Source organism: Chryseobacterium sp. Y16C, from assembly GCF_022488405.1.
GTDB classification, from domain to species: Bacteria; Bacteroidota; Bacteroidia; order Flavobacteriales; family Weeksellaceae; genus Chryseobacterium; species Chryseobacterium geocarposphaerae.
Map to the genome: position 1 here is coordinate 1,258,018 of NZ_CP092711.1, position 22,632 is coordinate 1,280,649.

Below are 22,632 nucleotides of genomic sequence, written 5' to 3' on the forward strand. Positions count from 1 at the left end.
ACTATCACAAAAATCCAGAAATTCTCCAAAATTCAGATTTTACCTTTAAGCCATGAAAATTTTGATTATCGAAGACCAACAGGAACTTGCAGAAAATATTTCGTCCTATCTCAAGGGTGAAAATTATGTCTGTGAATTTGCATCTGATTACCAGGAAGCTATATTTAAAACGGAAGAATATAATTACGACTGTATCCTGCTCGACCTTATGCTGCCCTCCGGAGATGGACTCAGCATCCTGGAAAATCTTAGATCGAGAAGCAAACAGGATGGCGTGATCATCATTTCAGCAAAAGATGCTATCGAGGATAAAATAGATGGTTTAAAACTTGGTGCAGATGATTACCTGGCCAAGCCCTTTCATCTTTCTGAACTTGGTGCACGCATCTACTCGGTTATCAGACGTAAACATTTTGGAAGTACGAATGGTATATTTGTTAACGAAATTTACATCGACCTGTTGGCAAAAACAGTAAGAGTCAATAGTCTGCTTTTAACATTGACAAGAAAAGAATTTGATCTGTTGCTTTTTCTTGTAGGTAATAAAAACAAGAACATCTCGAAAGTTGCCATTGCGGAACATCTTTCCGGTGAAATGGCCGATATGATGGATAATCATGATTTTATATACTCCCACCTTAAAAATCTAAAAAAGAAACTGACTGAAGCAGGATGCAAAGACTATATTAAAACAACCTACGGTATGGGTTATAAATGGGAATCATGAACAGGTTATTACATAAAACGTTAATCTATTACTCTGTTTCAGCAATTTTTATCCTATTGCTCAGTGCCCCATTTATCTATTATACGCTTGAAAAGCTATATCAGGAGGATGTTGATGAAGCTATATTTCTACGTAAAACAGAATTCGTTGTCAATAATCAGAAAGACCTATTCATAAAAGATATTCCTCAATGGAACAGGTTTAATAGAGATACCAGAATCTTTTCTTCCATCCCGGCCAATTATTCTAGAAACCGGATACTCCAGCAAAAGTTTTATGATGAACTGGTACCTGAATGGGAACCATACCGGGTTTTATATGCGGATATCCACATCGAAGGAAAACCCTTTATACTGATGATCCGGTTGAACCTTGTTGAATCCGAAGACTTGATAAAAACGATTGTCTGGATCTATCTCGGAATTTTGGTTATACTACTCACGGTTATCTTCTTTATCACGGTGCTGATCTCAAATAAACTTTGGAAACCCTTCTACACAACCCTTGAAATAATCGAAAACTTCAATATCGAAAAAGGAACAAAGGCAAATTTTCCCGCGACGAAAATTATAGAGTTCAAACAGTTGAATAACCGGCTTTCAACACTCATCGACCAGAGTATGCGCTCCTATTCCATGCAAAAAATGTTTACTCAAAATGCTTCTCATGAGCTGCAGACGCCTTTGGCGGTATTCCAGTCAAAGCTCGATCTTCTCCTTCAGGATAATACGCTTAGCAAAGAACAAATCACGATACTGCATTCGCTGTATCAGTCAGTGTCAAAATTGAGCCGTATCAATAAAAACCTTTTACTGCTCTCCAAGATTGAGAACAACCAGTTTGCTGATCATCGCAATTTCTTGCTCAACGACATCATTTCAGAAGTCGTTCCTTATTTTACCGAACAGGCAGGAGCGAAAAACCTGTTGATTGAACTTCAAATCGGTGGGGAGCTTCACCTAAATGCCAATAAAGTCCTAACAGAAATTCTCATCAACAACCTATTGCTGAATTCCATAAGGCATAATATTGAAAACGGCCGTATTGATATCCTAATCGAAAAAAAATCCCTTACCATTACCAATACCGGGCAACGGAAAGGACTTGACCATACTGCACTATTTCAGCGTTTCGGTAAAAAATCAACCGATAACAGAAGCAGTGGCCTCGGACTGGCAATCGTAAAAGAGATCTGTGACCAAAGTGGCTGGAAAATCAGCTACGTTCATTCGGGGGGATCATGGCATACATTTAAAGTTGATTTTATACCGCTAGATAATCCTTAATTATTTTCTCCGGTTACCGCCATTAAATCCAGAATTTCTCCAGAATCTCAAAAGTATTTTTGCCAGAATAAATTATATGGAATTATCCACCAAGACAATAACAATAGTAAATATATGGTAAAAAAAATCCAACTTTTATTTCTGATACTGGTTGCTTTTAACCCGCATAAACTTATGGCCCAGCGGAACCTGAACGACTTTATCAGGATTGCGACAACGAATGCACCTATGCTAAAAACCAATATTCTGCAGTCCAAAGCCAATGAAATTGAGACAAAAAGGATCGTTGCAGGTCTGACCAAACCACTGGTTACAGCTCAGATGGATTATATGATGGCACCTGTATATGCAAATGATGCAGACAACCGCGGGATCAAAATAAACCCGTCCAAAAGTATCACCGACTATTATGGACTGGATTTCTCTGCAACCAACGGAGGTTTGTATAAAGGGGTAATCACATTGGATCAACCGCTGTTTAATAAAAAACGTATTGACATGGCCCAACAGCAGATGAAAATACAGAATGAGCTCCTTGGCAACTCTTCAATTCTCGCTGTTCACGATATTGAAAAGCTTATTACAGATCAATACATCCTTTGCCTCCAGGACATTGGTCAACGGGAAGCGATGCGACACACCAGTGAAATTACCCAGCAGCAAATTGCAATTGTCCAAAAATTATCCACAAGTGGTCTGTCCAGATTAAGTGATGCCAAATTATTGACAATAGAACTTTCACAGCAGCAGACTGCTATTAAAACGCTTCAGAATAGTTATCAGGTACACCTATTGGAACTCTACAGTCTCTGTGGAATTACGAAAGCGGATATCATTGAACTTGATCCGTTAGCTATAGAAATCCAAAATCCGCCCAAAATAGACAGTTCAGGATTTATTAAACAATACAAACTAGACAGTCTCAGTCTTGAAACCAACCGCAAGATATTCAACCTTCAATACCTCCCTACCGTTAGTCTCTATTCTACGGCTGGATTACATGCAGATTACCTGTCTGATATCCCCAAAAGATTCGGAATGCTAATAGGAATACGTTTTACACAAAAAATTTTTGACGGAAATCAACGGAAACTAAATGATGAAAAACTACGGGTGCTCCAAGAGGCGACGACTATAAACAGTAATTTTTTCAAGTCAAAAAACGAAAACAGAAAAAAAGCTTTTATGGAACTGATCAATTCACAGCAGGAGCAAATTACCTCCATTGACAGACAGATCAATGAATATGAAGAACTTCTGAAATATTATCAAAAACAGATCGCCGCAGGACAGGGGTCTGTGATCGAATACCTGACCACCCTCCGGAGCAACACAGCATTGCTCAACAATAGGGTTTCCCTACATACAGCCCGCCTGTGGACAATTAATAATTATAATTACTGGAACTGGTAAAACCTCTCAATTTATTTAAAGACATGAAACTTTCAATCATACCGATACTATCTGTGGTTCTTATCCTACACGGTTGTGTACAAAAAAAGACCGATGAAGAAAAAATCAGGGCAAAATCACTCGTAAGCCTTACTTCGATTCGCAGGGGTACCATGGCTCATATTGAGCCTTTACCTTCCATCGCCCAATACCTGCGCCATACTACAGTAGAGTCCCCCATCGCGGGAACAATTAAGTTCGTAAAGATCAATTTTAACGACCGGGTACATAAAGGGCAATTGCTCTATACAATTGAGACAAAAGAGCGGCGCGCACTTGGAAATCTCGGAAGCGATATACCGCTCGATAAAAATTATGGGCTTGTTAACGTATATGCGCCTATGGATGGAGTGGTGACGTCCCTTCCACAATCGCAACCGGGAATATTTGTTCCGGAGGCAGCTGTACTATGCGACATAACAGATGAAAAAAGCCTCTATTTTCAGGTCAATATCCCATATGAATACAATCGATATATCGCACAGAACACAAGCGGTAAGATTATTCTTCCCGACGGTACAGCCCTTAATGCCCGTCTCCAGACACCGGTTATACAGGCAATAACTGCATTACAGACTATACCCTATATGGCCAAATTGGATAATGCCCATTATATACCGTCAGGAACCATTGCAAAATTTGAAATGGTGGTTTACAAAAATAAAGAAGCCCTCCTTCTTCCCAAAAAGGCAGTACTGAGTGATGAACTTATGGAAAAATTCTGGGTAATGAAACTTCTTAATGATTCTTTGGCCATAAAAGTATTCATTCAACCTGGAGATCAGGATAGTGAAATGATAGAAATTAAAAGCCCAAAATTCACCGGACAAGACAGAATTTTGGTAAGCGGAAATTACGGTCTTGGAGACAGTGCACTGGTGAGTATTAAATAAAACGATATCAGAATAAGATGCATAAAAACTATTATAAAAAATACAACAAGCCCTTTTTTTTTATAGGTCTGTTATTAATATCCCTAGGACTGTTCACCTTTAGCAAAATGCAGACGGCTCTATTTCCTGAGGTTATGTTTCCAAAAGTAAAGCTCATAGCGGACGTGGGTTCAATCCCCATAGACCGTATGATGATTACCGTCACAAAACCCATTGAAAGTGCTGTGAAGCGAATAAAAGGTGTTACTGTGGTCAAGAGTGTCACAAGTCGGGGAAGTTCAGATATACAGATATACTTCAATTGGGGAACTGATGTAAACAATGCTAAACTATTGATAGAAAGTAGGCTGAACGAAATAAAAAACCTTTTGCCCAGCGGAACGAATATAGCTGTGGAAGGCTATAACCAGTCCCTGTTTCCTGTTTATGGCTTCACCCTGGAGAGTGCAAGTGATGAAATCGGACTAGTAGGACTGAGGGACCTGGCCATGAATACCGTTCGACCTCTATTCTCCCAGATAGAGGGAGTTTCAACCGTTATCTTACGTGGCGGAAAAACAAAGGAATTTGTGATCGTTCCCGATATTATTAAGATGTCTTCTCTGGGAATACGCCCTGAGGATCTGGTACAACTCTTCAGGCAGAATAATTTTGTACTCTCCAATGGTAAAATTTCAGATTTCCGTAGACTATATCTCACTCTCACGGATAATCGTATCAATGATGCCGAATCACTGAAGGATATCATTGTCAAAAATAGTGGCCAGCGTCTTATACGTCTCTCTGATATAGCCAGAATAGAACTTCAGCAACAGGTTGAATTCAATGCCATAAATACAAATGGCCATCCCGGAGTTATTGTCGATCTTGTCAAGCAGCCGGGAGTCAATCTTGTCCAGTTCGCCAAAGATGCGGATGCCAAAGCTGGTGAAATTAAAAGACTCCTGCCCAAAGGAGTCAAATTGAGGCCATATTATAATCAATCAGCCTTTGTTGGTGACAGTATTGACAGTGTGGTCCATACTATTCTGGAAGGATTACTACTGGCAATCGTGGTAGTCATCCTATTTTTGCGGTCTTGGAGAGCCAGTACGGTTGTAATATTGACTCTTCCCGTTACACTTGGCTTTACCCTGATTACACTACATATTTTCGGTATTACCCTCAATATCATGTCCCTGGGTGGAATTGCAGCAGCTGTGGGCTTATTCATTGACGATATCATTGTCATTGTTGAACAGATCTACCGTATGCATGAAGACCATCCCGAAAAGGACAGGTTTGAGGTCGTAAAAGATGCCATAACCGATCTTTATCCTGCAATGGTGGGTTCTTCCCTCAGTACCATCGTTATATTTCTTCCTTTTGTTCTTATGGGCGGGCTGGCGGGAGCATTCTTTAAGGAACTCGCTGTAACGATGGAACTGACACTGATATGTTCATTTTTCGCTACATGGATCGTAACACCTGTTCTGCATCTTTTGATCGGATACAGACCGCATAAAAATTCCCACAGCCATGATGAACAAAATGTAAATAAGTATACCTGGCTTACCAAACTCTATAGAAAGCCATTTTTGGCTTATTCTTTTATATTCTTTATAATTTTTGCGGGCTGGTTTTCTTCCCGTCAGTTACAGACAGGTTTTCTTCCTGAGCTGGATGAGGGAACCATCGTATTAGATTATTTTTCGCCTAGTGGAACCGCGATTGAGGAGACAGATCTGCTCTGCCAGAGGATGGAAAGAACGATCCTTTCAAACCCCGATGTGGAGAGCTATTCCAGACGTACAGGCTTAAGGCTGGATTTCAGGAACGTAGCACCTAATTATGGTGATTATCTTATCCAGCTAAAAAAAGACAGAAAACACGATACTAAGGAGGTTATCGACCAGCTCCGAAAAAGTATACAGACTTCCGTACCCGTTATGAACATAGAATTCGGACAGCGTATACAGGATCTTCTGGGCAATCTGATGAGTACGCCCAGTCCAATAGAAGTAAAAATTTTCGGAAGTGATCAGAGAGAACTCGAAAGGCTAGCAAAACAGGCCGACAGTATTATGCGACATACGAAGGGACTGGTAGACATATCAAGTGGAATGATTTCTGCAGGCCCCACCCTTGTTGTCCGTCCAGACAATGCCAGGCTTGCACTTTATGGAATTAGTCAGACTGACTTTCAGAATCAGCTCCGTATGTACACCGAAGGTATCGTACTTGGAGACAATGCCGCTGTTACAGAGCCCTCTCCAGTTCAGTCATCTATGCTCGGAAACCTACAGGTGGGACAGATCCAGGACGGTGAGCAGATGCGAAAGATAAGATTACGCCTGACCGGCTATCAACAGAATGATGTCAATAAGATATTAAAACAGATGATTTTTTTGCCAGATGGAAGTCTAAGACCTCTTTCATTTTTTTGCAGTATAAAATCTGAAAAAGGTGAAATCGATTATAAACGTGAAGACCTGAAACTTTGTATCGTATTGACTTCAAGATTAGCCGGTAAGGATCTCGGAACGGCCGTAGCGCAATTGAAAGAAATTTTTTCAGCGAACCTCCATCTACCTTCAGGTTATTATGTCAACTTCGGCGGTGCCTATGCAGAACAGCAACAGTCATTCCGGGAGCTGTTGACCATTCTCATTGCAGCATGTCTTTTAGTATTTACAGTTCTGCTCTTCCTCTTTAGACAATGGAGCATATCGCTTCTCGTCCTGCTGATTTCCATACTGGGAATACCTGGGTGTCTGATCGCACTTTACCTGACAAACACACCCCTGAACGTGAGCAGTTATACCGGGATTATAATGATTGTTGGGATTATAGCTGAAAACGCCATTTTTACAGTCAATCAATTTATGTTCAATATGGAAAAATCCAAAGGAAATGTAGAAAAATCGGTCAACTATGCCCTTGCCCTGCGTATACGCCCGAAGCTCATGACCGCAATCGGTGCCATCCTTGCACTGCTGCCGCTTGCCCTCGGTCTTGGAATGGGTGCCCAGATGCAGCAGGCATTAGCCATTGCCGTTATCGGTGGATTTATGACAGGTATCCCTTTGCTCCTGTTTGTTTTCCCAACATTGCTAAAGGCCATTTATGAAAGACCGACGTTTGCGAAAAAATATGATTGATAAAAACTTTAAATTAATATAAGATGACAGCACAGGATAATAATTTTGAGAATACCTTTGAAAGCGGGCAAACGGGACTTTCAGATATTGCAGTCAGAGATGCCCTGAACAAATTCGGCTATAACGAAATACCCGAAGAACATACAAATAGTCTTAAAGGTGTACTAAGACGTCTTTGGGGGCCCATTCCCTGGATATTGGAGATGGCACTGATACTGGAGATTGCACTGGGCAAACTGCTACAGGGATCAATCATTGTAGTTCTACTTATTTTCAGTGCTATCATAGGGGAACTGCAGGAACGACGCGCACGTAAAGCACTTAATTTTTTAAAGCAAAACATACAGGTAAGGGTGCGCGTGGTAAGAAATAGCAAATGGCAATTTTTAATGGCAAAAGAAATTGTGCCCCAGGACTATATTCACCTTAAAGCTGGTGATATCGTACCCGCTGACTGTATTGTGATTAAAGGAGCACTTGAACTGGACCAATCTTCAGTGACAGGAGAATCTGCTTCTGTTTCCTATAATGAAAATGAAAATATCTACAGTGGTTCTGTTGTCCGCTCGGGCGAGGCACTGGTTAAAGTAGCAGCCACGGGTAGCAGCAGTTATTTTGGAAAAACAGCGGAGCTTGTAAAGACAGCTTCCGCACCGGGGCATCTGGAAAAGATCCTTTTCAGCGTTGTACGCTATCTGGCTGTAATAGATCTCTTCCTTGCTGCAGTTCTCCTGATTTCTGCAATAATTAATGGACTCGCGCTATTACCCCTATTGCCTTTTTTTATTGTACTGGTCATTGCTACAGTTCCGATATCAATGCCGGCAAGTTTCACTGTTGCAAACGCGCTTGAGGCCCGTTCTCTCGCCAAAGAAGGGGTTCTGGTAACCGGTCTTACAGCTCTGCAGGAAGCAGCCTCGATCCAGGTGCTGTGTGTTGATAAAACCGGAACACTTACTGAAAACCGACCAGTCCTTTCAGAGATCACAGCATTATCCACAGAAACCGAAAATGAGGTGCTGCGATATGCCGCTGCATGCTGCGATAGTTCATCCTTAAATCCTGTGGATATTGCCATTCTAAAAGAAATAAAAAATAGAAATATTCAACCTTTAAACCGTCAAGAATTTATGCCGTTTAATCCGGTCAATAAATTTTCACAGGCAACAGTATCGGACATAAATAAAGTCCAAAGAATCATTCTTGGGTCACCAATGGTGATGGAACAGTATACCTCATCACCTCAGCTGATAAACGAAGTTTATCACAGGATGGCTAAAACAGGTAACCGTGTCCTTGCAGTCGCAGTTCTCGGTGAGGAAAACACAATGATATGTGGCCTTCTATCACTTGCCGATTACCCGCGAAAAGACGCTTTCCAGCTAGTCCAGACAATCAAGGGAATGGGCGTTAAAATAATAATGATTACCGGTGATACTGCAATGACCGCGCAAGCCATAGGTGAAGATCTGGCTATCGGCAACAGGGCAGGAACTCTGGATCAAGTGTTGCAATCACCAATGGAATATGATTCAGTGGCCAATATATATCCCGAAGATAAATACCAGATCATCAAATCCCTTCAACAAAAAGGGCTGATTACCGCAATGACCGGTGATGGAATGAATGATGCTCCTGCACTTAAGCAGGCAGAGATAGGAATTGCTGTAAAGGATGCCACCGATGTGGCCAAGGCATCTGCCAAAGTTATCCTGACCCAACCCGGACTTTCGGATATCATTAAAGTAATCCAGGGAGGAATGAAAGTTTATAGAAGGATGCTAACATGGACAATCACGAAGATTTCCAGAACGATCGAGCTTTCCGTGCTGCTGACCGCAGGATATATACTCACTGAAGATTTTGTTATTCCGCTAAACCTTATTGTGCTCGTTGTCGTATTCAATGATCTGGTTACGATCACGCTCGGTACAGATAGGGCTGCCATATCGCAAAAGATTGAACAGTGGGATATGAAACGAATTTTAAAGATATCCGGTATATTTGCACTTGGATGGACCACATTGGGAGTAACGCTTATTTACCTGATGCAGAGAAAGATGAACGTTCCAATGCAGCAGATTCAGACCTACATGTTTCTATACCTGATATTTTCGGCTCAGCTTACCATTTACTGTACCAGAGTTAAAAATGCTTTCTGGAAATTCTGGCCGAGCAGAATGGTCATCGCTGTCACAACCGGAAATATAATTATATCAGCAATCCTGGCAAGTGCTGGTATCCTAATGCAGGCCGTTCCGCTGGCTCACATTGTAATATTATTTACGATATCGGTAATGTTTACAGTTCTGCTGGAGTATTTAAAAATACTTTTTTACAGAAGGAAAAGCTAATAATTATAGCCCTTCTACTAAAGAATTCACGGATTGATAAAAAAGTTGTATATTTACTTTAGTAAAAGGAAATGGTGTTCTTCCTTTCCCAACCGCTCCAAAAAAAGAGCTGATGACGCCTGATTAAATTAAGTGTTTAACATTTTAATCAGTTCAGTCATGGATTTATTACAGCTTTTCATCAAAATCTTATTTTTCATAGCTTTTTTTGGGCCATGGTATCCCATAGGTCTACTTTGTCTTCACACCGTTTCCGTATCTAAGCATTTGCTGTTCTCCATTTTCATAATCTTAAAAAAGTCAGCCTATGTATTTTAAAAGCTTATTGTACAGGTCTGGGGAAACTCCTGCTTCCAAAACCAGTCCCCTAATGCCCCAATTTATGATCGATCTGAATATAGACCAGATTATCAGTGAGGTAATCCGCGGCAAGGAAGAATATGAACTTCGACCAATTTTCTCCAATTGGCCATTGGACATTGATACCATAACCTACCGGCAGCAGATCATGCAGGAAATAGACACTCCTGAATTATATGAAATATTACTGGGCTTTTCCGCTGCAATGCGGGACATGCGCATGATGCTGAAAAATGCAATAAATTGCCGTTATCAATTCCAGAAGGAAAGATTGTTCATGGATTCCGTATATGCCTATTGCACCATCGTACAGACCCTTTACGAAAAATTGGGGACACTGAAGCTTCAAAGCGAAGGATTCAGCGCTTTTTTTCAGTACCTATCCAAATATGTAGGTTCCTCTGAGTTTATAGCCGGCCGCGAAATGATCGAAGAGCTGTTTTCAGAAATAGGGAAAATCAGATACGATCTCATGGTTGAGGGTCTGCTGGTCAGGGTACTTCCCTACAGATCACAGGATGATTACGATAAAGAAACCAGAACGCTTTTTTCCAGGTTTTTAAGTGGTAATAATAAAAACTACCTTGAAAAATTTCCGGTTTCCGTCCATATGAATGATGTGGAGGCTCAGATCCTCAAAGGAGTTGCCAGCCTATATCCTGCTGTCTTTGATAAGATCGTACTTTTTTATCTTAATAATCAGGATTTCCAAGATGAGATTATTCAGGATTTTGACAGGGATGTCCATTTCTACCTTTCTTATTTAGAATATTTTAAAAAAATTGAAGTTAATGGCTCCCCTTTCTGTTATCCGGAAATTACACCGGTACAGGCTGATATCTTTGCCTTTGATACGTTCGATACCGCACTGGCTTCACATCTTGTTACCCTTGAAAAAAAACCTGTACTCAACAATTTTTCTCTTTCCGGCAAAGAGCGGATCATATTTGTATCAGGCCCTAACCAGGGAGGTAAAACCACTTTTGCAAGAACTTTTGGCCAAGTCCATTACTTTGGCAATCTTGGGCTTCCAGTTGCCGGAAGCAACGCAAAAATACTCCATTGTGACAACATCCTAACTCATTTTGAAAAATCAGAGGATATCCAGCTGCAACAGAGCAAACTTGAAAATGATCTCAACAGGATACATGCAATTATACAGCGAGCATCTACCCGGAGCATCATCATTCTTAATGAAATATTCTCTTCCACAACACTCCTTGACAGTAAGTTCCTTTCTTCAAAGATTATAGAGCAAGTAGAAAAGATTGGTTCGTACTGCGTTTGGGTAACGTTTATTGAAGAGCTTTCTGCAGCCACACAAACCTCAATAAGTATGTCAGCAACGGTTAACCCGGAAAGTCCGGATGCCGAGAGAACCTTTAAGATCATTAAAAAATATCCTGATGGAAAAGCATATGCACGATCACTGGCAGAACGTTACGGACTATCTTTTAACCAGCTCTTAAAACGCATTGACTCATGAATCCTTATCTTTTATATCCTGACCGTGATTTCAATATTGGCCAACCGCTGGTATGGAATAGTGATGAACTTATGAAGGACCTGGAACTACAGGTACTGCTTGATGCGATGTCTGACGGAAATAATGTCATTGATACTGTTGTTCCCAAGGTCCTGCTTCAGGAAGATATAAATGACATTCCCACAATCCTCTACAGACAAAATATTTTGAAAGATTGTCTAGCAAATAGTGCGATTATAAAGTCACTGTTTGACCTTTCCTTAAAAGCTATTGAAAGCAAAAAAATAAGTTGGTATGGTATTTTTATCAAGCATCCTACCTCGCTGTTGCACAGTTCTGTTGCACTTATGGAAATTTCTATGGATTTTTTACGTCAATTTCGCGAAATTACTTCTCAGGTTATCTCGCAATTTCAGTCCGATGGAATGCTCCGCTTCTTCCGCATGTTCATAGAACAGACGGATGATGCATACTTCATACAGGTAATGGAAAATTTAAAAAGTCTGAAACTGTACGGCCGAATCCATACCAGTGTAGAGCTGGGAAGAGCTAACAAAGGAACACAATATACATTGAGAAAAAATACTCAAAAAAAACATACCTGGTGGAACTGGCTTTTTCCCTCAAAGATCGAAGGCTATTATTTTGAGATCAACCCCAGGGATATCGGTGGGTGCAATGCACTCTCCAGTCTCAACGATCAAATGGTCAACCGTACCGCAAACACACTTGCACAGGCCAATGACCATCTCACTGATTTTTTCACCCTGATACGGGATGAGCTGGCTTTTTATTTAGGGTGCATTAATCTTCATGACAGGTTAAAGAATCTAAAAATGCCGGTCGGATTCCCTGAACCTGTACCTACAGACCAGGAATCATTTGATGTCACTGGACTATACGATCCATGCCTTGCTCTTACAGCCGGACATCAGCTGGTTGGAAATGATATCTCCGGTGATAAAAAACTGCTCTTTATTATTACGGGAGTAAACAGGGGCGGCAAATCAACATTTTTAAGAAGTGTAGGTATTGCCCAATTGATGATGCAAAGTGGAATTTTTGTTGCCGCCACAAAATTTAAGAGTAATCCTGCAGGACACATCGCCACTCATTTTAAAAAAGAAGAAGACAGGTCAATGAACAGCGGAAAATTTGACGAAGAGCTTCATAGGATGAATGAAATTGTCCGTCATTTGAAGAAAGGAGACTTTGTTCTTTTCAATGAATCTTTCGCTGCAACCAATGAAAAAGAAGGATCGGATGTCGCCACGCAGATTGTTTCTGCCCTTCAGCTCAGTAATATTAAAGTCTTTTTTGTCACGCATCTCTACGATTTCGCATTTAGTTATTATCAGAATAAAACAGACAGTATATTGTTCCTTCAGGCATCTAGAGAAAAAGATACACAGATTGGTAAACTTACCGAAGGATTTCCACTGCCAACAAGCTTTGCAGAAGATCTCTATAATAAAATATTCGAGTAATTGATCAATAAAAAAACAATCAAAACCATAAGAATAGATGAAGAATCCAATGATAAGCGCGCTGGTTGCCGTATCTTTCTGTTACTTAATGACATCATGTGCCGGGCTGAGGAATGAGCAGCTTAAAATACAGCTGGAAAAAAGTAACTGTAACCAGCTCAGTATCTATTCCTATACCGCACAGGATATTCCGACTCCGATCGAACATTTAAAAATTGATTCAGATCTAAAGAAAAACTTCAGCAGAAAAAGCCTGAATATAGCCAATGCTATCGGTGCCCTGCACCTATTAAAAAAGTATGCTGACCTTAAAAAAGATTACGCGGAACACCCTTCTACTGAAAAACGTCTGGAACTGCTGGAATGTACACAAAAAATTAATCAGCGTATTAATATAGCTTCACTGGAAATTTCTGCGGTAGCATCTGAAATGGACTGCGAAGAAGAAAGGGCTGATCAGATCGCCAGTTATCTAAAGGATAAAGAAGACTATATAGAAACCAAATTAACAGTAGGCGGATTGGTAATAGGTGCTTCAGGGGCACTCGCATCTGGATTTCTGGTCAATAAAGGAAATGCCAATGATTATCTGGGAATCGGTACGGGTATAGCTGGAGCAGTTGCCGGAGTACTGATATTGACAAACAAAACCAAAGTGGAATTTTATCATAAAAGAAATCCGTTGGGTGATATCTGGCATGCAGGAGAAACTTCCACCATCTTTCCTCCCGCCGTCTGGTATTATCTAAATTATGAAGATAGCTCCGACTGCCTCCGGGGTTCACTGAGGAACCAGATAAAACAAAAATGGATGGATCTTGGAGAGATTTCAGGGATTAAAGCCGAGCGAAAAAGAAAATCACTGGATCTGTATTTCGGAGCGGGAGGTAAATACACTGCTGAGCAGCTCAGTAAACGGGCAGACATGCTTGATCAGATTGAATCAATTGTCAATCTTATGAAACAGGATCTGAAGGAGTTTGCCTTAGCTTTTGAAACAATTGATACGCCGGTGAGATGATCCCAATATCTTCTTTATTTTTCTCCGCATAATTTCCCTAAAAAAATAGGTTAATTGTCAAAAAAAGTCTATATTTACTTTAACAAAAAAGGAAATGGTGTTCTTCCTTACCCAACCGCTCTAAAAGAGCTGATGACGCCTGATTAAATTAGATGTTTAACATTTTAATCAGGTTTGTTATGTATTTAAAATTCCTTCTACACTACAATAAAAGCAGCTTTAAACTTTTACCGGACAGCGATTGTTATCCCCACGTCGGTCGGTTTGTTATGCCTTTCATCATCCCGCTTCATCTATTGTCGGGCGCTCTATTCGTTGTTCCCACAGTTACCCTACATCAACCAATAAAAAATAAAATATTATGGAACCTTTGACAAAAATATTGATCATAGCGGATGAAACCCCATTTTCGGAGAAAGTGATCCAGTACGGTTATCTAGTGGCTAACCAGATGCAGGCAAGAGTAGGCCTGCTGCTCGTCGATGATTCCAAACTTCATCCAATTGATACTGTGATGCCCTATGAAACAATTTATGGGGACAATACCTTTATGCATGCAAAACATTTTCTGGAAAGCATGCGGGAAAAATATGCCCTTGGTATAGATACGAAAATCTTTGTGGTAGAGGGAGAAATAAAGGAAACTGTCATTTCAACGTCACTCCAGTGGAATGCGCAATTGATCGTAGCAGGAACACATGCTCGCAGGGGAATCAGTAAATTTTTTATGGGGAGCATTTCAGAGGGAATCCTCCATGAAACAACGATTCCCATGTTGATAGTACCCGTAAATAAAATGGAATAAACAAAATAATGAATCATTATCAATTAATTCATCCTGTCAACTTAAAGAAGTATGGAACTTATCTCTAAAATTTTAATTGCCGTCGACGGTTCGGCCTCTTCGGAAAAAATTGTTGAATACGGTTACAACATGGCCAGGCAGATCCATGCCCGGGTAGGCATACTCATGGTGGAAGACAGCGATATTAACCTGGCGGACACTTTGGTTGAATATGTCAACAGCCTAAATAAGGATCAACAGCCTGTCGAAAGCGATTTTCTTTACAAAATGAAAAGCATGTTTGCTAAAGGCACACCTACAGAACTTTTTTTGGTAAAGGGTCCAGTAAGGGATGTCATTTTCGATACCGCGACTGCATGGGGAGCTCAGATCATCGTAGCCGGAATACATCACCAAACAGGTATTAGCCGCTTTTTTGTTAGTAGCACCGCGGACGATCTCCTGCACAGTACAAATATTCCGATAATTTTGGTACCCCTTTCAAAAACAGAACAATAGAATTTAAAGTTTATTTAAAAATAACAATAACACATTAAAATATGACGATAACTAAAATCATTTCCAGAGAAGTATTGGACTCCAGAGGAAATCCAACAGTAGAATCTGAACTTTGGCTAGATAACGGTCATGGCAAAGCAATTTGTCCCTCAGGCGCAAGCACCGGAGAGAAAGAAGCGGTTGAATTACGGGATGGTGATCCCTCCAGGTATGGTGGTAAGGGTGTACTGAACGCGGTATCCAATGTAAATAATATCATTGCCGCCGCCCTAAAAGGTAAGCATTTTTCCGGTCAGGAAGAATTCGATAGATTCCTGATTGACCTTGATGGCACAGATGAAAAGTCAAATCTCGGTGCCAACGCGATACTATCGGTTTCCATGGCTTTTGCCCGGGCATCCGCAAAGCAGCAGGAAATTCCATTATACAGCTATCTTAATACCAGTGGTAGTCTGGTCCTTCCGGTTCCTTGTATGAATGTGATCAATGGTGGGAAGCACGCAGACAATAATATCGATTTCCAGGAATTTATGATTGCCCCACACAATGCTCCAACTTTTAGGGAAGCTATCCGCATGGGTGAAGAAACTTTTCACTCCCTAAAAAGCATCCTTAATAAAAAGGGATATTTTACAGGCGTGGGCGACGAAGGAGGATTCGCTCCCAATCTCAGATCCAATGAAGAAACTATTGAGGTTATTCTTGAAGCCATCCACGCTGCAGGGTATAAACCGGGACAGGATATATCGATCTGTCTTGATCCCGCAACAAGTGAAATGTGGCAGGATGGTAAATACTGCTTTTTCAAATCTACTAAAGAGCTCGTTTCATCAGAACAGCTTTTAAATACTTGGAAACAGTGGCTACAAAAATATCCGATTATCTCGCTGGAAGATGGCATGGGTGAAAATGACTGGGACGGCTGGAAATCCATGACCGAAGAACTTGGGCAACATACGGAACTTATAGGCGACGATATCCTGTGCACCAATCCCAAGATCCTTCAAAAAGCAATTGATGAGAAGGTCGCAAATTCGATCCTGATCAAGCCCAATCAGATAGGTACAGTCTGGGAAACCTTAAATACGGTACAGCTTGCCTACCAGAACAATTACGGATGCTTTATCTCTCATCGCAGCGGTGAAACCGAAGATACTTTTATTGCGGATCTGGCCGTAGCAACAGGCGCAGGAAAGCTAAAAACAGGAAGTGGCTGCCGATCTGAGCGCATTTCCAAATTCAACAGATTGCTCAGAATAGAGGATGAACTAGGCACTGGATCACAATTTGCAGGCATAGCGGCTTTTAAAAATAATAATATATAACTCAACAATGATAGGAACACAACATCCATGGCACGATCTTTCTCCGGGAGAAAATCTGCCATTTGAAGTGACGGCGGTAATAGAAATACCGGCTGGAAGCAGGACTAAATATGAATTGGATAAGCCCTCCGGCCTGATTAAAGTAGACAGGGTTCTATTTTCCTCCATCCATTATCCTGCAAACTATGGACTGATTCCCCAGACCTATTATACCGATCATGATCCGCTGGATATACTGGTTATCTGTACCGAAAACCTGGTCCCTCTGACAATCGTACAGTCAAGGGTCATCGGGATGATGGAAATGATCGATGGCGGTGTTCAGGACAATAAGATTATCGCGGTGGCTTCACATGATATTTCATTGAAACACATCGCAAATATAGAAGATCTTCCACCCCATACGTTACATGAGATCAAGAATTTCTTTGAAGATTATAAAAAGTTGGAAAATAAAAAGGTTGAAGTATTGGGGTTCAGCAACCGTGAATCTGCTTATAACTGTATCAATGACAGTCTGATCTCCTATACCACGGAAATTGTACCTCAGCTAAAAAATAAATAACGTATATGATGAGAATGGAACATGTCAGTATATTCCGGCAGCTGGTTCGGTGGAGTGTCATTGTAATTCCTATTTCGGTTGCTATAGGTAGTATCGTAGCCTTTTTTCTATGGATATTGAACCTCGCTATCCATTATAGGTTTGACCATACTTATCTGCTATATCTTTTGCCAGTGGCAGGACTATTGATTCATTTCCTTTACCAATCTGTCGGTAAATCCTCAGAGAAAGGAAATAACCTGATTATGGATGAAATACATCAGCCGGGAGGTGGAGTACCCAAAAGAATGGCTCCCATTGTCCTTTTCGCTACCGTCATAACACATCTTTTTGGCGGATCAGCGGGTCGTGAAGGGACAGCGGTGCAGATTGGTGGAAGTATTGCCCAGATGTTCGGCAAATGGTTCCGTCTCAATCAGCGCGATACCGGAATTGTATTGACAGCAGGTATAGCTGCCGGTTTTGGTGCTGTTTTTGGAACACCGCTTACCGGAGCCATTTTTGCACTGGAAGTATTGGCTATCGGAAAAATAAAATACGATGCCCTCCTGCCCTGTCTTATTGCCGGGACTGTCGGTGATATCACTGTATCCGCATGGAAAATCCACCATACCCATTATCATATCGATGCGATACCTCCAATGGACCAGTCATTCTGGCTTTCACAGTATATCCCATTTGATCTGCTTCTGCTCGGAAAGATTATCATTGCATCAATTGCATTTGGGCTTGCCAGTTTTATTTTTGCTGAAATGGCACATCGTATCAAAAATGTCATGGTCGCCTCCGTTTCAAAAAAATGGCTTATTCCTGTTATAGGTGGATGCGTGATCATTTTACTGACTTTCATTAACGGTAAGCCTGATTATCTCAGCCTTGGAGTAGACCCCGAATATCAGGGGGCGGTTACAATTCAATCTGCATTTCATGCGGGAGGTTCAGATCCATGGAGCTGGCTCTGGAAAACGGTCTACACGACTGTCACTTTAGGAACCGGTTTCAAAGGCGGCGAAGTCACCCCGCTATTTTATATCGGTGCAACGCTGGGTAACACACTTTCTGATCTGATGAACGCGCCGGTAGGACTTTTTGCGGCACTTGGATTTATCGCTGTATTTTCCGGTGCGACCAATACGCCGCTTGCCTGTACGCTGATGGGGATAGAACTCTTTGGTGGAGAGTATACACTTTACTATGCAGTAGCCTGCTTTACCGCCTATTTCTTTAGTGGCCATTCAGGAATCTACAGCGCCCAAAGAATTGAAGTACCCAAAATATTTGATTCCTATTTTTCTTCCGATGGATCGCTATCCGAGGCCGGAAAAAGAAGGGAACATTTTCTGAAACACCATATCAGCAGATACAGGAAGATGATCAAAAAAAAATAATCCGTCCCAAAGTAGAACGTGAATAAAATAGTACAATATGAAAGAGATCATAAAAAAATCGCTGGGAAAACTCAAGATCTACATAGAGCCCTCCCATAAGGTCAAAGATAGCGAAGCTTCATTTTTTAGAAAAATGTTTCCAAAATCAGCGTATCTTCATATTGTCTCTGACGCTAAAAAAGATGGTATCCTGAATGCATCTGTTTACCAGACGCATTCGGGATTTTCCCGAGAGGGAAAAGTCCAACGCTACCAGCTTGAAGGAAACAATACGAACCTGGCTATATGTATCGAGCTTATCGACGAAAGGGAAAAACTGGAAAACTTCTTTTTAAAGCATCATGTCCTGCTAAAGGATAAGATCATTATCTACAAAGAAGTGGAATTCTGGGAAACATAAAAAAATAAACCAATGCTAAAAGCGATACTCATAATTTGGATAGGAAGCGGGATCGGTGGTGTATTCCGCTATCTTGTACAGGATCTTGTTGCAAGAAACTTCCACATTACATTTCCGCTCGGAACATTTCTGATCAATGTCTTGGGATGTTTTTTGATCGGGATCTTCTTTGGACTGACTGAAAAATTCAGCTGGATGACTGCGGAATGGAGATGGTTTTTGATTACCGGGATATGCGGTGGTTTTACAACATTTTCAAGTTTTTCTTATGACAGTATCAGTCTGCTGAGACAGGGAGATTATCTCTACTGTGCACTCTATCTGATCTTCAGTGTCGGCTTAGGGCTTTTAGCTACTTACTTGGGAACACTAACAATTAAATGAAAATATCATGAATTTCAGTAAAATACTCATTGCCGTTGATGACAGTGCCTACGGCATGAAAGCTGCGCGTATCGGCTTTGAACTGGCACACCAGATTTCAGCATCAATCGCAATTGTTTTTGTCATTGATGCTGTAAAAGAATTGCCCAACCCCGATCTTGGTATTAATGAAGGGCAGCAGCATGCGATCTTATTGCAGGAAGCAGAGAATACTATTCAGCAATATATAGAATTATATGATGGAGTTGATAAAGTATTTCGTTTTACCCCCGAAGGAGAACCTCATAAGGAAATACTTAATGTCGCTGAGCAATGGAAAGCTGAGCTTATTGTAATGGGAACTCACGGACGTACTGGTTTAACCAGACTTTTAATGGGATCAGTAGCAGACTATGTTTTAAAACATTCTAAAATACCGGTTTTGATTACGCCGCGTGAAATGACAAATTAAGAATTATGTTTAAAATCTCAAGTTATGAAATTAGCATTTATCAGCGATATACACGCCAATCTTCCTGCTTTATTAGCGGTAATGGGAGATATACAAAAACATAAACAGGACGACATTTACTGTCTTGGAGATCTGGTTAACTTTGCAGGATGGGATAATGAGGTCATTGAAGCAGTCCGCTACTACGGCATCACATGTCTCCAGGGAAATCATGATGAGGGAATAGCGTACAAAAAATCTTCTTTCCCATTTTCATTTAAAACAGAAGCCGAAGAAATGTTTGGTTATGAATCAATCAAACTGGTAAATGAAACCATTACTTCGGATAACAGAAGCTTTCTTCTGAGCCTCCCTTTTATGTTGCAGATACAGTTCCGTTTCCCTTTTCAGCAGATAAAAGTTGCAATGGTACACGGCAGTACACTTTCCAATACAGAATATATCAAAGAAAATTGTGATGAAGAATATCTTTTGGAAATGATGGATAGCGTTGAAGCAGATATTTTACTGATGGGACATACCCATATTCCCTATCATAAAAGTATATTCTGTGAAGAGAATAACCGGAAAATTTACAGGCACGCAATTAACGTAGGATCTGTGGGCAAACCAAAACACGGAGATAATAAATCTTGCTATACGTTATTGGAAATAGACCACAATTCTGATCTATCATCGCCTGATACGGTTAAGGTTAGTTTCCATTATGTAGATTATGATGTACAAAAAACCATTTCTCACATCCATGAAATTGGACTATCTACTGCTTATGATGATTTCCTGAGTAATAAATAAATGTAAAGACTATATATTCATGTTCAAAAATTAAGTTTCCAATTTAGATTTATTTACAAAGCTGGACTTAAATATTGTCTAGCTTTTCTTTTTAAAAAATGTTTAAAACATAAAGTATATAAGCCCTACAGCTGCTGCCGTCATCAATATAAAGGTCATCGTTCCAAGAATATTGGAAAGTCTCGTGTTTGTATTCTTGCCCATTATCTTTTTATTATTTGCGATATGCATAATGACTGCGATCATGACCGGAGCTGTCAATCCATATACAATTGCTGTGTAAAGCAGCGCTTTAATTGGGCTTACACCAAAAAAGTCAAGAGAAAGCCCCACAAGAAGGGACACTATAATTGATCCATAGAAAGGTTTTGCCTGAGAGAATTTTTTATCTAATCCTGCCTTCCATCCGAACGTTTCAGCAAGCATATAGGATTGTGAGCCTGCAAGAACCGGAATTGCGAGCAATCCCGTCCCCAGAACTCCTGTAGCAAAAATAAAATAGGTAAGCTTTCCAGCTAATGGTTCAAGTGCCTTGGCTGCCTGATCCACTGTATCAATCTTATGGATTCCACCATTAAAAAGTACTGTTCCTGTAGTAAGGATCATAAAGAACATGACCATATTGGACAGGAGCATTCCCAAATTTACATCGGTCTTCATTTCACTTAATACCTGCTTATCCACTATTATTGCGCCCTTATGCGCCTGATCTTCTGCTTCCATCGTAGTCTGCCAAAAGAATAAGTAAGGGGAAATTGTGGTTCCAAGAATTGCTACTATGATGGAAAGAAATTCTTTATCAAATTTTACCGTGGGTATAAAAGTTTTTTTCGCTACCAGAACCCAGTCCTGACCGACCATAAAAGGTACGATTATATATAATAATAAACTTAGACATAGCCATTTCAGGATCATTGATATTTTCTGATAAGAATAATTTATGATGATAAAAAGAAGCAGAGCGGTGATAATAACACAAAAAACTGATACCGGTATGTTAGGACATATCATATTTGCCACCGCTCCCATTCCCTGTATATCGGCTCCGATATTAGGGTAATTGCCGGAAAACTAAAAAACAGCATGCTATAGAGAATAGGTTTTGAGTAATGTTTTTTTAACGTTACTGTAAGCCCTTCGCAGGTTACAAGACCGATCCTCGCACACATACCCTCTATGGCTGCCATCAGCGGGAAAGTAAGCAGAGCGGTCCACAAAGTAGAAAGCCCAAATTGTGCACCTGCCTGTGAATAGGTCGCAATTCCTGAAGGATCGTCGTCACTGGCACCAGTGATCAGCCCGGGACCTAATTTTTTAAAAAATCCCAGGATTTTGGAGTCATTCCTTTCTTTTGACATAGGTTTATTTTAAATCGGTTTATCCCCGCAATTAATTGTATTAAAGATATTAAAAATTACGCCTCATAAACTGGTAAATAAAGCTAGCGCAAATTTAAATAGCTATTTGCCAACAAAATTCGTGACCATACCAAGATGCTGCATTCTGACTGTTTATTTTAACTAGAGTTTTTTGACTATTCTCCAATTGTCATTCTTCTTATTATATTGCAAAAACCAACTTCCTCCGGGAAGCTTTTCCTCCGGTCCCACTGAGTATTCACCAACTTTAATTACTATTCTATTTACATGGACTTCGGAAATTTCAGCATATGCTTTTTCACCTCCGCGAAATTCAATAATTGCTGGGATGGATTTTTGCCCAATCTCGGGATCAAAAAAAAATTGTGCAGTACCACCAATCTGAATTGTGACATCGTCAAAAATAAGCCCGTTCATAAATGTAAAAATATAAGTT

At 40.5% G+C, this 22,632-nt stretch carries 21 protein-coding genes and 2 riboswitches; of the genes, 18 read left to right on the top strand and 3 right to left on the bottom strand.

The window, feature by feature from the left end:
* Positions 1-52: 52 nt before the first annotated feature.
* From MKS83_RS05495 to MKS83_RS05580, 18 genes are all read left to right on the top strand, one after another.
* The gene (locus MKS83_RS05495; RefSeq protein ID WP_240582318.1) at positions 53-727 is read left to right on the top strand and encodes a response regulator transcription factor; all 675 of its coding nucleotides are present in this window, start codon (positions 53-55) and stop codon (positions 725-727) included.
* On the top strand, positions 724-2,013 hold the full coding sequence (locus MKS83_RS05500; protein ID WP_240582319.1) for a sensor histidine kinase: 1,290 nt from the start codon (positions 724-726) through the stop codon (positions 2,011-2,013). The genes MKS83_RS05495 and MKS83_RS05500 overlap by 4 nt, the downstream gene beginning before the upstream one ends.
* 114 nt (positions 2,014-2,127) lie before the next feature.
* Entirely contained in the window at positions 2,128-3,426 is a 1,299-nt protein-coding gene (locus MKS83_RS05505; RefSeq protein ID WP_240582320.1) for a TolC family protein, read from the top strand.
* 23 nt (positions 3,427-3,449) lie between these two features.
* A complete protein-coding gene (locus MKS83_RS05510; protein WP_240582321.1) occupies positions 3,450-4,358 on the top strand; it encodes an efflux RND transporter periplasmic adaptor subunit in 909 nt (302 codons plus the stop codon).
* Positions 4,359-4,375: 17 nt separating this feature from the next.
* Complete coding sequence (locus MKS83_RS05515; protein WP_240582322.1) at positions 4,376-7,498, top strand: efflux RND transporter permease subunit; 3,123 nt, start codon at positions 4,376-4,378, stop codon at positions 7,496-7,498.
* A gap of 23 nt (positions 7,499-7,521) precedes the next feature.
* On the top strand, positions 7,522-9,852 hold the full coding sequence (locus MKS83_RS05520; protein ID WP_240582323.1) for an HAD-IC family P-type ATPase: 2,331 nt from the start codon (positions 7,522-7,524) through the stop codon (positions 9,850-9,852).
* Between the two features lie 58 nt (positions 9,853-9,910).
* A riboswitch (Fluoride riboswitch) is annotated at positions 9,911-9,981 on the top strand.
* A gap of 178 nt (positions 9,982-10,159) precedes the next feature.
* Positions 10,160-11,698: a MutS-related protein gene (locus tag MKS83_RS05525; RefSeq protein WP_240582324.1), complete on the top strand. Its 1,539-nt coding sequence runs from the start codon at positions 10,160-10,162 to the stop codon at positions 11,696-11,698.
* On the top strand, positions 11,695-13,185 hold the full coding sequence (locus MKS83_RS05530; RefSeq protein WP_240582325.1) for a MutS-related protein: 1,491 nt from the start codon (positions 11,695-11,697) through the stop codon (positions 13,183-13,185). Before MKS83_RS05525 ends, MKS83_RS05530 begins: the two co-directional genes overlap by 4 nt.
* A 37-nt stretch (positions 13,186-13,222) precedes the next feature.
* Positions 13,223-14,206, top strand: a complete 984-nt coding sequence (locus tag MKS83_RS05535) for a hypothetical protein (RefSeq protein WP_240582326.1) — start codon at positions 13,223-13,225, stop codon at positions 14,204-14,206.
* A gap of 81 nt (positions 14,207-14,287) precedes the next feature.
* Positions 14,288-14,355, top strand: a riboswitch (Fluoride riboswitch).
* A 212-nt stretch (positions 14,356-14,567) separates the two neighbouring features.
* Positions 14,568-15,011 carry a universal stress protein gene (locus MKS83_RS05540; RefSeq protein WP_002981529.1) on the top strand — a complete coding sequence of 148 codons (444 nt, stop codon included), beginning with the start codon at positions 14,568-14,570 and terminating at the stop codon, positions 15,009-15,011.
* Between the two features lie 51 nt (positions 15,012-15,062).
* Positions 15,063-15,509, top strand: a complete 447-nt coding sequence (locus tag MKS83_RS05545) for a universal stress protein (RefSeq protein WP_240582327.1) — start codon at positions 15,063-15,065, stop codon at positions 15,507-15,509.
* A gap of 41 nt (positions 15,510-15,550) precedes the next feature.
* Complete coding sequence (gene eno, locus MKS83_RS05550) at positions 15,551-16,834, top strand: phosphopyruvate hydratase (protein ID WP_240582328.1); 1,284 nt, start codon at positions 15,551-15,553, stop codon at positions 16,832-16,834.
* Positions 16,835-16,841: 7 nt separating this feature from the next.
* The gene (locus MKS83_RS05555; RefSeq protein ID WP_240582329.1) at positions 16,842-17,399 is read left to right on the top strand and encodes an inorganic diphosphatase; all 558 of its coding nucleotides are present in this window, start codon (positions 16,842-16,844) and stop codon (positions 17,397-17,399) included.
* 116 nt (positions 17,400-17,515) lie between these two features.
* Positions 17,516-18,787, top strand: a complete 1,272-nt coding sequence (locus MKS83_RS05560) for a voltage-gated chloride channel family protein (protein WP_240582330.1) — start codon at positions 17,516-17,518, stop codon at positions 18,785-18,787.
* Between the two features lie 37 nt (positions 18,788-18,824).
* Positions 18,825-19,187 carry a DUF190 domain-containing protein gene (locus MKS83_RS05565; protein WP_002981539.1) on the top strand — a complete coding sequence of 121 codons (363 nt, stop codon included), beginning with the start codon at positions 18,825-18,827 and terminating at the stop codon, positions 19,185-19,187.
* Positions 19,188-19,199: 12 nt separating this feature from the next.
* The gene (gene crcB, locus MKS83_RS05570; protein WP_240582331.1) at positions 19,200-19,571 is read left to right on the top strand and encodes a fluoride efflux transporter CrcB; all 372 of its coding nucleotides are present in this window, start codon (positions 19,200-19,202) and stop codon (positions 19,569-19,571) included.
* A gap of 7 nt (positions 19,572-19,578) precedes the next feature.
* Complete coding sequence (locus tag MKS83_RS05575; RefSeq protein ID WP_240582332.1) at positions 19,579-20,022, top strand: universal stress protein; 444 nt, start codon at positions 19,579-19,581, stop codon at positions 20,020-20,022.
* 24 nt (positions 20,023-20,046) lie between these two features.
* A complete protein-coding gene (locus MKS83_RS05580) occupies positions 20,047-20,817 on the top strand; it encodes a metallophosphoesterase family protein (protein ID WP_240582333.1) in 771 nt (256 codons plus the stop codon).
* 102 nt (positions 20,818-20,919) lie between these two features.
* Here the strand turns inward: MKS83_RS05580 and MKS83_RS05585 are convergent, their stop codons facing one another.
* From MKS83_RS05585 to MKS83_RS05590, 3 genes are all read right to left on the bottom strand, one after another.
* The gene (locus MKS83_RS05585; protein WP_317224477.1) at positions 20,920-21,846 is read right to left on the bottom strand and encodes an NRAMP family divalent metal transporter; all 927 of its coding nucleotides are present in this window, start codon (positions 21,844-21,846) and stop codon (positions 20,920-20,922) included.
* A complete protein-coding gene (locus tag MKS83_RS22235) occupies positions 21,825-22,175 on the bottom strand; it encodes a divalent metal cation transporter (RefSeq protein WP_262916678.1) in 351 nt (116 codons plus the stop codon). The genes MKS83_RS05585 and MKS83_RS22235 overlap by 22 nt, the downstream gene beginning before the upstream one ends.
* 162 nt (positions 22,176-22,337) lie before the next feature.
* Positions 22,338-22,613: a hypothetical protein gene (locus MKS83_RS05590; RefSeq protein WP_240582334.1), complete on the bottom strand. Its 276-nt coding sequence runs from the start codon at positions 22,611-22,613 to the stop codon at positions 22,338-22,340.
* Positions 22,614-22,632: the final 19 nt, after the last annotated feature.